Genomic DNA, 12,095 nt, shown 5'->3' with positions numbered 1-12,095 from the left:
GTGCGCGGGTGGCGCGGTGTACTCGCCCGCGATGACCGACTTCATCTTCATGGTGAAGGGCACGTCGCACATGTTCATCACCGGCCCCGACGTCGTGAAGACGGTCACCGGCGAGGACGTCACGCAGGAAGAGCTCGGCGGTGCGATGACGCACGCGTCGAAGTCGGGTGTCGCGACCTTCGTGTGCGACGACGAGGACCAGTGCCTCGAGCAGGTTCGCTACCTGCTGTCGTTCCTGCCGTCGAACAACCTCGAGGACCCGCCCTTCTTCGAGCCCTCCGACGATCCCGACCGCGTCTGCGACGACCTGCTCGAGCTCATCCCCGACTCGCCCAACAAGCCGTACGACATGACGAAGGTGATCCGTGCGGTCGCCGACGACGGCGAGTTCTTCGAGATCTTCCCGTATTGGGCCGGCAACATCGTGTGCGGCTTCGCGCGTATCGACGGCCACGTCGTCGGTGTCGTCGGCAACCAGCCGCAGGTGCTCGCGGGCACGCTCGACATCGACGCGTCGGAGAAGGCGGCGCGCTTCGTGCGCTCGTGCGACGCGTTCAACGTGCCGCTCATCACCTTCGTCGACGTGCCCGGCTTCCTGCCCGGCACCGACCAGGAGTACGGCGGCATCATCCGTCACGGCGCCAAGCTGCTCTACGCGTACTGCGAGTCGACCGTGCCGCGCGTGCAGATCATCACGCGCAAGGGCTACGGCGGCGCGTACGTGGTCATGAACTCGAAGTCGATCGGCGCCGACCTCGCGTTCGCGTGGCCGTCGGCCGAGATCGCGGTCATGGGCCCGAACGGCGCGGTGAGCATCATCTTCCGCCGCGAGATCGAGCAGGCGACCGACCCCGAGACCCGGCGCGCGGAGCTCGTCGAGGAGTACACCGAGCGCTTCGCGAACCCGTACAACGCGGCCGAGCGCGGCTACGTCGACGACGTGATCGACCCGCGCGACACGCGCAAGGTGCTCGTGTCGTCGCTGCGGATGCTGCGCACCAAGCGCGAAAGCCTGCCGTCGCGCAAGCACGGCAACGGCCCGCTGTGAGCGCGAGCACCCCGAGCGCTCCGAGCGCTCCGAGCGCGGAGGAGACCGCGGCGATCACCGCGGTCATGGTCGTGCTCGACGAGCAGCGACGCGCGGCTGCGGCCGCGGTCGACGGGCCCCGCGAACACCTGAACGTGTGGGTCGACGCATCGCGACGCGCCGCGCAGCGGGCCGGACTGCAACGCGGCCCGTGGCGGCTGTCGGGCCGCATCGCTCGTCGCTCGCGCGCGTGATCCACGACGCGGAGCTGTTCTCGGTCGGTCCCGACGAGGTCGTCGTGACGTTCCGAACCGACGGCGACGAGTCGGTGGCGGTCGCCGTCGGCGACCACGAGACGACGAGCGAGGGTCGGTACCACTCGGTGCGCGTCGGCGGACTCGAGCCCGCCATGGAGTACGCGTTGCGCGTCGAAGGGGCCGACAGCTCCGCGCTGCTGCCCGCGTCGGTCGCGACGCTGGCCCGCCCCTCGGGCGCGCGGCTCGCGACGTTCGCGACGACGAACGACGTGCACTTCGGCGAGACCGAGTGCGGCCTGCTCGGCATCCCCGACGAGCCCGGTCCGGTCTTCCGGGTCGAGGCCGGCGAGCCGCCGTACCCCGAGGTCATGAACCACGGCGCGATCGACGAGATCGCCGACCTCGCGCCCGACGCGGTCTTGGTGAAGGGCGACCTCACCGACAAAGGGACCGCGGAGGAGTACGAGGCGTTCCGGCGGGCGTACGACCGGCTCGGCGCGCGCATGCACCACGTGCGCGGTAACCACGACGCGATGATCGACCCGGAGATGGCGCCGCGCGGCCCGCTCTCGATCGAGCTCGACGGCGTAACGCTCGCCGTCGTCGACACCGTGATCCCCGGCATCGATCGCGGCGGGCTCGACGCGGACCAGCTCGCGTGGCTCGACGCGCTCGCGGCGGAGTCGAGCGTGCCCGTGCTCGTGTTCGCGCACCATCACCCGTGGGATCCCGCGTCGAACGAGCGCAGCGCGACCTACTTCGGCGTCAATCCCGACGACAGCGAGGCGTTGTGCTCGGTGATCGCTCGACGCGAGGCGATCGCCGGCTACTTCGCCGGGCACACGCACCGCACGCGCACGCGGCGGTTCCCGTCGGCCCGCAACGTGCCGATCACCGAGATCGCGTGCGTGAAGGACTATCCGGGCGCGTGGGCCGAGTACCGCGTCTACGAAGGCGGCTACACGCAGGTCACGCGGCGTATCTCGTCACCCGACGCGATGGCGTGGACCGAGAGGACGCGCGGCATGTTCGTCGGCCTGTATCGCGACTACGCGCTCGGCGATCTCGCCGACCGCTGCTTCACTCAGTCGTTCTGAGGCTGCGGGGTCGCGGTGAGCGGCCCGTACGTATCGGGTCGGCGCGTGGTGAGGAACGGGAACAGCGCGAGCCAGTCGCGGCGCGCGTCGAGGTCGAGGTCGGCGACGAGCACCGCGGGCTCGTCGCGCGGCGCCTGCACGAGCACGCGCCCGTACGGATCGCTCACGAACGACGAGCCGTAGAAGCGCAGCGGCGGTTCGTCGCCGATGCGGTTGACGGCGACCATGAACGTGCCGTTCGCGATGCCGTTGCCCTTGATCACCTGCTCCCACAGCGGTTCCGTGTCGAACCCGGGATGATCGGGCTCGCTGCCGATCGCGGTCGGATACACGATGACGTCGGCGCCTTCGAGTGAGTACGCACGCGCGAGCTCCGGGAACCACTGGTCCCAGCACGTCGGGAACGCGAGGCGCGCGTCGCCGAGCGCGACGACCGGATAGCCGGTGTCGCCGGGACGGAAGTAGCGGTCCTCGTAGTAGCCCGCGGTGATCGGGATGTGGAGCTTTCTCGTTCGCGCGATCAGGTCGCCGCTCGCTGCGACGACGATCGCGGTGTTGAAGCCGAGCCCGCCGTCGTCGGCCTGTTCGTAGAGCGATGCGTGGATCGGGATGTCGAGCTCGCTCGCGAGCGCGGCCGCGAACTCGTGCGTCGGTCCACCGGGAAGCGGTTCGGGTTGCGCGCCGGCGGCGGTCGGGCCGTCGGGCGTCACCGCGAAGTACGGAGAGAGCGTGAGCTCCTGCAAGCACACGAGCTGCGCGCCTTCGCCGGCCGCGGCGCGCACGGCTTCGGAGAGCGCGGTGCGGTGCTCGCCGGGGTCCGGATGCCAGCGGTGCTGCACCGCGGCGATGCGGAACGGCGCGCGCGTCGGCGGGTCGACGCGCGCGGGGGAGTCGGGGAGGGCCCCCGTGCCGCTGACGATGCGGATCGTCATCGCGGTACCTGCTGCGTGATGCAGTGCACGCCACCGCCGCCGTAGGCGAGCGTCTGGCCGGGAACGCCCGTGATCTCGCGCGCGGGGAACGCGTCCTGCCAGATGTCGAGCGCGCGGCGCGTGCCGGAGTCGGCGTCGACGACCGGGACGATCACCGCGTCGTTCGCGAGGTACGCGTTGAGCGGCGGCACGACGACGGGGTCGCCGTCGACCGTCGTGCGCACCAGCACGTCGAGCTCGACGACATCCAGCCCTGCCGCCTTCAACACGTCGACGTTGCGCTGCAGCCGCTCGTGGTTGGCGTCGTCGCGGTCGCTCGTCGTCTGCGCGATGACGCGGCCGGGCGCGACGAACGCGCAGACGTTGTCGACGTGACCGTCGGTGTCGTCGTCCTCGAGGATGCCGTGCGGCAGCCAGACGACGCGCTCGACGCCGAGCCAGCGGCACAGCTCCGCTTCGATCTGCTCCTTCGAGAGATCGGGATTGCGATTCGGGTTGAGGAGGCACTGCTCGGTCGTCACGAGCGTGCCCTCGCCGTCGACGGTGATCGCGCCGCCTTCGAGGACGAACGGCGCCGCGTCGATGCGCTCGAGCCCGAACGCTTCGCACATGCGGCGTGCGAACTGTGCGTCCTTCTCGTACGGCACGAACTTCTCGCCCCACGAGTTGAAGACGAAGTCGACACCGGCGCGCTGCGCCCCGTCGTGCACGACGATCGCGCCCATGTCGCGCGTCCACGAGTCGTCGATGGGCCACTCGACGACCTCGACGTCGATGTCGCCGCACAACGTGCTCGCCTCGGTGCCCGCGCCCGGCGGCGCGATCATCAGCACGGGCTCCGTGCGCGACACCGCGCGCGCGACGGACGCGTACTCGTGCTTCGCGGTCGTGAGCTGCGACTGCCACATGTCGGCGCGCGCGGGCCACGCCATCACGCAGCGCTCGTGGTCTTCCCATTCGGCCGGCATGCGCCAGGTCATGTCGCCATTATCCTCCGGGCGGTGGAAGCCCTCGCGGGTCTGCGCGTGATCGACATGGCCACGGTGTTCGCAGGCCCCGGCACGGCGCGCCACCTCGCCGACTTCGGCGCGTCGGTGACCAAGGTCGAGGCGCCGGCCGGCGACGGTGTGCGGCGCATGGGCTGGTTCCCGCCCGAGGGCGGCGACTCGTACACGTGGAAGCTCGTCGGCCGGGGCAAGCGCTGCGTGGTGCTCGACCTGAAGAGCGAGAGCGGGCTCGATGCGATGTTGCGGCTCGTCGACCGCGCCGACGTGCTCATCGAGAACTTCCGTCCCGGCACGTTGGAACGGCTCGGCCTCGGTCCCGACGTGTTGTTCCAGCGCAATCCCGGGTTGGTCGTGCTGCGGGTCACCGGCTTCGGGCAGGACGGTCCGTACGCGCAGCGACCCGGCTTCGCGACGATGGCCGAGGCGATGAGTGGCTTCGCGGCGATCAACGGCGAGCCCGACGGTCCGCCGTTGCTCCCGCCGATCGCGCTCACCGACGAGGTCGCCGCGCTCGCAGGTGCGTTCGCGGTGATGACCGCGCTGCGCCATCGCGATCGCACCGGCGAGGGACAGGTGATCGACGTCAACCTGCTCGAGTCGATGCTGCAGATGATGTCGGCGTTGCCGTCGGCGGCCGCGCACCTCGGCTACGAGCAGCCGCGTCTCGGCGCGGGCATCCCGTACACGGTCCCGCGCGGCACGTACCAGTGTTCCGACGGCGAGTGGATCGCGATCTCGACGTCGGCCGAGTCGGTCGCGCACCGTGTCCTCGCGCTCATGGGTGTCGGCGACGACACGCGCTTCGCGACCTTCGAGGGCCGCGCTGCGCACCGCGAGGAGATCGACGAGATCGTGTCGAAATGGGTCGGCGCGCGGACGTCGGCCGAAGTCGTCGCCGCGTTCGAGGCCGCCGAAGCTGCGATCGCGCCCGTCTACACGATGGGCGAGCTGCTCGCCGACCCGCACGTCGTCGCGCGCGACGTCTTCATCGAGGCCGACGGCGTGCGCATGCAGGGCCCGACCGCGCGGCTGTCGCGTACCCCCGCGGTCGTGCGTTGGCCGGGCCGACCGCTCGGTGCCGACACGGACGCGGTGCTCGCAGAGTTGGAAGCCGAGAACGGTGGTGCGGTATGAGCAGCCAGGCGCAGACCACAGGCGCGGTCAGGGGTCGTCGGATTCGTTGCCGTCAGGTTCGAGCGCCGGAGGTCGGAGCCGCATGAGCGCGAAGACGGTTCCCGCGCAGTTCCTGGAGACGGTCACGGCCTTCGGCGCGCAGGCCGCGCTGCGGTGGAAGGTCGGCGACGACTTCGAGGAGTGCACGTGGGCGCAGTACGCGGAGCGCGCGACGCGGGTCGCAGGTGCGCTCGGCGAGCTCGGCGTCGGCCCCGGCGATCGGGTCGTGTTCATCATGCGAAACCGGCCCGAGTTCCACGTCGCCGACATCGCGGTGATGCTGTGTGGTGCGACCCCGATCTCGATCTACAACTCCTCGGCGCCCGATCAGATCGAGTACCTCGCCGGGCACTGCGGCGCGGTCGCCGCGATCGTCGAGGATTCGGGGTATCTCGACCGGCTGCTGTCGGTGCGCGACGCGTTGCCGTCGTTGCGGCACGTCGCGGTGATCGACGAGCCCGCGGGCGGCGCGCCGGAAGGCGTGTTGCGGTGGTCGGATCTCGTCGCGCACGCGCCCGTCGACCTCGAAGCCGCGTGCGACCGCGCGCAGCCGTCGGATCTCGCGACCGTCATCTACACGTCGGGCACGACCGGCCCACCGAAGGGCGTGATGCTCGACCACGCCAACATCAGCTGGACCGTCGATTGCTACCGCGCGACGGTCGACGTCGAGCCGGGCTGGCGCGTCGTGTCGTACCTGCCGATGGCGCACATCGCGGAGCGGATGGCGTCGCACTATCTCGGGATCGCGTCCGCGTTCGTCGTCACGACGTGTCCCGAGCCCGGGCTCGTCGTGCCGTACCTCAACGCGGTGCGGCCGCAGTCGTTCTTCGCGGTGCCGCGCGTGTGGGAGAAGGCGTACGCGACGTTGCACGCCGCGGTCACCGCGGATGCGGCGCAGGCCGCGGCGTTCGAGGACGCGGCCGCGGTCGGCTGGGAGGTGTCGGAGCTCCGGGCGCGCGGCGAGGAGCCTGCGGGTGAGCTCGCGGCGCGCTTCGAGAAGGCGGACGCGATCCTCGGGTTCGTGCGGTCGCTGACCGGGCTCGACGAGGCCGTCATCTGTGTTTCGGGCGCAGCGCCGATCCCGTTCGAGGTGCTGAAGCTGTTCCGTTCGATCGGGCTGCCGCTGTCGGAGATCTACGGGCTGTCGGAGACGTCGGGGCCGTGCACGTGGACGCCGTTCCGTGTGCGCGTGGGCACCGTCGGTCCGCCGATGCCCGGGATCGAGGTGCGGCTCGAGGACGACGGCGAGGTGTGCACCCGCGGCGGCAACGTGTTCCGTGGCTACCTCGACGCCGCGGAGAAGACGGCCGAGGTACTCGACGCCGACGGTTGGTTCCACACCGGCGACATCGGCGTGTTCGACGACGAGGGCTATCTGCGCATCGTCGATCGCAAGAAGGAGCTGATCATCACCGCGGGCGGCAAGAACATCTCGCCCGCGAACCTCGAAGCCGCGCTCAAGGGCGGCGAGCTCATCGGGCAGGCCGCGGCCATCGGCGACAACCGTCCGTTCATGTCGGCGCTGCTCGTGCTCGACCCCGACACCGCCGGGGCGTGGGCGCATCGGCAGGGGATCGATCTTCCCTTCGAGGCGCTGGCCTCGGATCCGACCGTGCTCGCCGAGGTGCAGCGGGAGGTCGATGCCGCGAACGAGCGCTTCTCGAACGTCGAGAAGATCAAGAAGTTCGTCGTGCTCTCGCGCGAGTGGCTCCCGGACTCCGAGGAGCTCACGCCCACGATGAAGCTCAAGCGGCGGGGCGTCGACGCGAAGTACGCGTCGGAGATCGAAGGGATCTACGGGCCCTGAACGCGGCGGTCGAGCACCGCCCAGTCGTCGTCGAGCCGATCTCCGTAGCGCAACATGTATCGGATCCCGTGCGCGCCCGACGAGCCGCGACGCGCCGACCTCGGCTCGACTCCGACGTGCGCGGCGTCGGCCCGGATCGCGTCGAGGCATCGCGTGACCGCATCGCGTCCGGCGACCGTGAGCCGCACGGCCACCTCGCGCCCGTCGATCGCGTTCAGGCTCCGGAGATCGACGAGCCCGGCCTCGAGCGCCAGCGTGACGATGCGGCTCGCGGTCTGGTTGCTCACACCCATGTGCTCGGCGACGTCGGTGACGCGCAACGGTGGCGTGCGCTCGGCGAACAACAGGAGGAACCGGAACACACGCGGGTCTACGCCATGGCGGCGCGCGGTGCGGCGCAGGCGCGTCTGCAGGCGTCCCGCGGTCGCGAGGAGTCGGGTCGCGACGACCGCGATGTCGTCAGGATCACGGGTCGGCGGCGGCCACGGATCGCGCCAGCGCCGCCCGATGATCGTCGGCAGCGGCTTGCCGCGCGGCGGCCGCTTGCGGAACGGCGCGGTGCTGAACAGCGTCTCCATGCGCGCATCGTCGCGCGGCGCGCCGACAGTCTTCGCGCGGCGCTCGCCGCCGCCAGGTCACACCGAAAAGTTCATTTGCGCGTTGCTTCCTTTTGGATGCATCGCGCGCACCGATCGAAGCGACCGGGCCGACCTCATCGCGCGTTGCTTCCTTTTGGATGCATCGCGCGCACCGATCGAATCGACCGGGCCGACCTCATCGCGCGATACGTCCATTTGGAAGTGACGCGCAAATGAAGAAATCGGCGTGCGGGGCGCGGCGCCGCGGACCCGCGTGTGGAGTGCCCAACCGACGTTCGACCGAGGACCGGTGAAGAACGCCGGCCGCCGGAAATCGCTCAGCCCTCGGGCGCGGTCTCCACGCGATCGGCACCCCGCCGGCGAGCCTCGTCCAAGGCCTTGCCCGCCTGCGCGACCAACTCCGCCGCGCCCAGCGCGTGCGTCGGGTAGCAGGCGACGCCGGCCGACACGGTGAGCGAGTCGCCGACCGGCGAGCCCAGCAGCGTGCCCCGCACCCGCTCGGCAGCCCACACGGCACCCGTCTCCGACGTGTCCTCGAGGATCGCGCCGACCATCAGCTCGCCGAGCCGGCAGGCCGAGTCGCTCTCACGCAGCGTGCGCCGCACGACGTCGCCGACGACACCGAGCGCCTGATCGCGCGTGACGTCGTCCGATCCGTGCAGACCGTCGAGCTCGAAGATCACGACCGAGATCGGACGCAGGGAACGCCGTGCCGCCGCGACCTGCTGCTGCACGAGCACCGCGAAGTAACGCTCGTCGTAGAGACCCGTGGTCTGATCGAACGCGTGGTCACCGGCCGGAGCGGTGAGCTCGTCGTGATCGGTGTCACGCCGGTTCGCCTCTTCTTCGAGGATCGCGGCGACCGCGTCGAGCTCGCGATGCAGACGCTGCACGTCGTTCGAGGTTCCGGCGAGCCGCTCCTCGGTGTGGTGCAGCTGCGCGGCGATCGCGGCGCCGGCCGCACCGGCAACGACTCCCGCAGCACCCGCGACGACACCCAGTGCCGGAAGCGAGATCACGACCGCGAGAACACCCGTCGCGAGCGCGACGATCGCGGCTGCGATCGAGAGAACGAGGCGCCGATCGACCATGCGCCTACTCATCGGCCGGGCGGGGGGCCCGCCTGAGCCTTCACGGGCCTTTCACGACGCCCGGTCCGCCGGCATTCCGGAGTCCCCCAGGACCAGGTCGGCGATGTCGCCCATGATGTCCGCCAGCCGGTAGTCCTTCGGCGTGTAGACCCGGGCGACCCCCGCTGCCAGCAGGCGGGCCTGATCCGCCTCGGGAATGATCCCGCCCACCACGACCGGCGCCGACACGCCGTCGTCACGCAGCGCGCGCATTGTCTCGGGCACGAGCTCCAGGTGGGAGCCCGAGAGGATCGAGAGCCCGACGACGTCGACGTCCTCGTCCCGCGCGGCCGCCGCGATCTCCTCGGGCCGCAGCCGGATGCCCTGGTACACGACCTCCATGCCGGCGTCGCGTGCCGCGACCGCGATCTGCTCGGCGCCGTTCGAGTGACCGTCGAGGCCGGGCTTGCCCACGAGGATGCGGATCGGTCGGTGCCCGCCCGCCACGGCGGTCTGCACGCGCTCGCGCACCGCGAGCAGCCCCGACGACGCCGCCGACGCGACCCGCCCGATCCCCGTCGGTGCGCGGTACTCGCCGAACACCTCGCGCAGCACGCCCGACCATTCGCCGACGGTGCCGCCCGCGCGCACCAGCGCGAGCGTCGGCTCCATCAGCTCGGCATCCGCGGACGATGCCGCGGCGCGCAGTCCATCGAGCGCGGCGGCGACCAGGGTGTCGTCACGCGACGCGCGCCACTCCCGCAGCGCAGTCACCTGCTCGCGTTCCGCCGCGGGATCGACGACGAGGAACGACGCCTCGCCCTCGAGCTGCTCGGTGAGCGGCGACGGCGCGGTCTCGGTGAACGTGTTCACGCCGACGATCGAGATGTCGCCCGACTCGATGCGGCGCATGCGATCCGCGTGCGACTGCACGAGCTCGCCCTTGAGCTGCTCGATGTTCGCGAAGGCGCCGCCGGCATCGAGGATGCGGTCGAGCTCGGCCCGAGCCGACTCGGCCAACGCGGCCGTCTTCGCCTCGATCACCTTCGACCCGTCGAAGATGTCGTCGTACTCCAGCAGGTCGGTCTCGAACGCGAGGACCTGCTGGATCCGCAGCGACCACTGCTGGTCCCACGGCCGGGGGAGTCCCAACGCCTCGTTCCAAGCCGGCAGCTGCACCGCCCGCGCCCGAGCCCGCTTCGACAACGTCACGCCCAACGTCTCGAGCACGATCCGCTGGATGTTGTTCTCGGGCTGCGCCTCGGTCAGCCCGAGCGAGTTCACCTGCACGCCGTACCGGAAGCGGCGCGCCTTCGCGTCGGTGATGCCGTACCGCGTCTCGGTCAGCGACGACCACAGCTCCGTGAACGCACGAACCTTGCAGACCTCTTCGACGAACCGGATGCCCGAGTTCAAGAAGAACGAGATGCGCTCGACGACCGTGACGAAGTCGGCCTCCGGAACGCGCCCCGACGCGCGCACCGCGTCGAGCACGTCGATGGCGGTCGCCAATGCGAATGCGATCTCCTGCACGGGTGTCGCGCCCGCCTCTTGCAGGTGGTACGAGCACACGTTGATCGGGTTCCACGCGGGGACGTGCAGGACCGTCCACGTGATGAGGTCGACCGTGAGGCGCAGCGACGGAGCCGGCGGGAAGATGTACGTGCCCCGCGACAGGTACTCCTTCATGATGTCGTTCTGCGTCGTGCCGGCGAGCGCCGACGCATCGACACCCCGCTCGGTCGCGACCGCGACGTACAACGCGAGCAACCACATCGCGGTCGCGTTGATCGTCATCGACGTGTTCATCTCTTCGACGGGGATGTCGTCGAAGAGGGTGCGCATCTCGGCGATCGTCGGCACGGGAACGCCGACCTTGCCGACCTCGCCGTGCGCCATCGCCGCATCCGAGTCGTAGCCCGTCTGCGTCGGGAGATCGAACGCGATCGACAAGCCGGTCTGCCCGCGCGACAGGTTCGTGCGGTACAGCTCGTTGGACGCCCGGGCCGACGAATGGCCCGAGTACGTCCGCATCACCCAGGGGCGGTCCCGTTCGGAGGCCACGCCGGAAGCCTAGGACCGGTAGTCGTAGAACCCCTGACGGGACTTCCGCCCGAGGCGCTCGGCGCTCACCATGCGGCGAAGCAACGGGGCCGGCGCGTAGTTGGGGTCGCGGAACTCGTCGTACAGCGCATCGAGGATCGCGAGGCTCGTGTCGAGGCCGACGAGGTCGAGCAGCTCGAGCGGACCCATCGGGAAGTTGCAGCCGCCCTTCATGGCGGCGTCGATGTCGTCGCGCGTCGCGACGCCGGCGTCGAAGAGCCGGGCCGCGTTGTTCAGGTACGGGAAGAGCAGTGCGTTCACGATGAAGCCCGCCTGATCCTTCACCTGCACGGCGTTCTTGCCGCACGTGGTCGCGAATGCGGTCGCGGTCTCGATCGTCTCGTCGCTGGAGGTGATCGCGCGCACGACCTCGACCAGCGCCATCATCGGCGCGGGATTGAAGAAGTGGATGCCGCACACCTTTTCCGGACGGCCGGTGTTCATCGCCATCTCGACGACGGGCAACGTCGACGTGTTGGTCGCGAGGATCGTGCTCTCCGGACAGATGCGGTCGAGCTCGGTGAAGAGGTGCTTCTTGGCCGCGAGGTCTTCGACGATCGACTCGATGACGAGGTCGCACTCGCGCAGCTCGCCGAGGTCGGCGACGGCGCGCACCCGACCGAGCACCGCGTCGCGCTCGGTCGCTTCGAGCTTGCCCCGGTCGACCTGCTTGGCGAGCGACTTCTCCAGGCCCGCGACCATGGCGTCGGCCGTGCTCTGGGAGCGACTGCGCAACACCACTTCGATCCCGGACTTGGCCGCGACCTCGGCGATGCCCGAGCCCATGATCCCCGACCCAACGATTCCAACGCGCTTGACCGACATGAATCCGTCCCTCCCCGGCGCCCGTCGTCCCGGGCGGCGGCGAGAGGCTACCGGCGGGTAGCCGGAGGAGGCGAGTGCGCTCGGCGCCGTACGCCCGCTCGTAGGATCCACCCCGTGACCAAGCCGACCGGAACCGTCGCCCTCGTCGGCGGCGACGAATGGACCGAGCCGTGCGCGGCGTTCGACGCCCGGTTG

At 70.4% G+C, this 12,095-nt stretch carries 11 protein-coding genes; 5 read left to right on the top strand and 6 right to left on the bottom strand.

The window, feature by feature from the left end; all coding sequences use genetic code 11:
• The 3 genes from VH914_20050 to VH914_20040 form a co-directional block, all read left to right on the top strand.
• The coding region (locus tag VH914_20050; protein HEX4493507.1) for an acyl-CoA carboxylase subunit beta at nt 1-1,048 on the top strand (1,048 nt) is incomplete at its 5' end.
• Entirely contained in the window at nt 1,045-1,281 is a 237-nt protein-coding gene (locus VH914_20045; GenBank protein ID HEX4493506.1) for an acyl-CoA carboxylase subunit epsilon, read from the top strand. The genes VH914_20050 and VH914_20045, both read left to right, overlap by 4 nt.
• The gene (locus VH914_20040; protein HEX4493505.1) at nt 1,278-2,381 is read left to right on the top strand and encodes a metallophosphoesterase family protein; all 1,104 of its coding nucleotides are present in this window, start codon (nt 1,278-1,280) and stop codon (nt 2,379-2,381) included. The genes VH914_20045 and VH914_20040 overlap by 4 nt, the downstream gene beginning before the upstream one ends.
• Here VH914_20040 and VH914_20035 read toward each other — a convergent pair.
• The gene (locus VH914_20035; protein HEX4493504.1) at nt 2,369-3,307 is read right to left on the bottom strand and encodes a nitrilase-related carbon-nitrogen hydrolase; all 939 of its coding nucleotides are present in this window, start codon (nt 3,305-3,307) and stop codon (nt 2,369-2,371) included. The two genes, VH914_20040 and VH914_20035, sit on opposite strands and share 13 nt — an antisense overlap.
• Nucleotides 3,308-3,309: 2 nt before the next feature.
• A complete protein-coding gene (locus VH914_20030) occupies nt 3,310-4,293 on the bottom strand; it encodes an agmatine deiminase family protein (protein ID HEX4493503.1) in 984 nt (327 codons plus the stop codon).
• 21 nt (nt 4,294-4,314) lie between these two features.
• On the opposite strand from VH914_20030, the gene VH914_20025 reads away from it, so the two are divergent.
• A complete protein-coding gene (locus tag VH914_20025; protein HEX4493502.1) occupies nt 4,315-5,454 on the top strand; it encodes a CoA transferase in 1,140 nt (379 codons plus the stop codon).
• Nucleotides 5,455-5,536: 82 nt separating this feature from the next.
• A complete protein-coding gene (locus tag VH914_20020) occupies nt 5,537-7,303 on the top strand; it encodes an AMP-binding protein (GenBank protein ID HEX4493501.1) in 1,767 nt (588 codons plus the stop codon).
• Here VH914_20020 and VH914_20015 read toward each other — a convergent pair.
• The 4 genes from VH914_20015 to VH914_20000 all read right to left on the bottom strand — a co-directional run bounded on the left by VH914_20015 (nt 7,291) and on the right by VH914_20000 (nt 11,900).
• A complete protein-coding gene (locus VH914_20015) occupies nt 7,291-7,881 on the bottom strand; it encodes a MarR family transcriptional regulator (protein HEX4493500.1) in 591 nt (196 codons plus the stop codon). The genes VH914_20020 and VH914_20015 overlap by 13 nt on opposite strands.
• Nucleotides 7,882-8,219: 338 nt before the next feature.
• Nucleotides 8,220-8,993: a GGDEF domain-containing protein gene (locus tag VH914_20010; protein ID HEX4493499.1), complete on the bottom strand. Its 774-nt coding sequence runs from the start codon at nt 8,991-8,993 to the stop codon at nt 8,220-8,222.
• 51 nt (nt 8,994-9,044) lie between these two features.
• A complete protein-coding gene (locus tag VH914_20005; GenBank protein HEX4493498.1) occupies nt 9,045-11,036 on the bottom strand; it encodes a protein meaA in 1,992 nt (663 codons plus the stop codon).
• Nucleotides 11,037-11,045: 9 nt separating this feature from the next.
• Nucleotides 11,046-11,900, bottom strand: coding sequence for a 3-hydroxybutyryl-CoA dehydrogenase (locus VH914_20000; protein HEX4493497.1), 855 nt, complete (start codon nt 11,898-11,900; stop codon nt 11,046-11,048).
• Between the last annotated feature and the right edge of the window lie 195 nt (nt 11,901-12,095).

This window comes from Acidimicrobiia bacterium (assembly GCA_036271555.1).
In the GTDB taxonomy this organism is placed as follows: domain Bacteria; phylum Actinomycetota; class Acidimicrobiia; order IMCC26256; family PALSA-610; genus DATBAK01.
The sequence above is the reverse complement of the archived record's forward strand: the minus strand, read 5'-3'. Positions and strand labels throughout refer to the sequence as shown.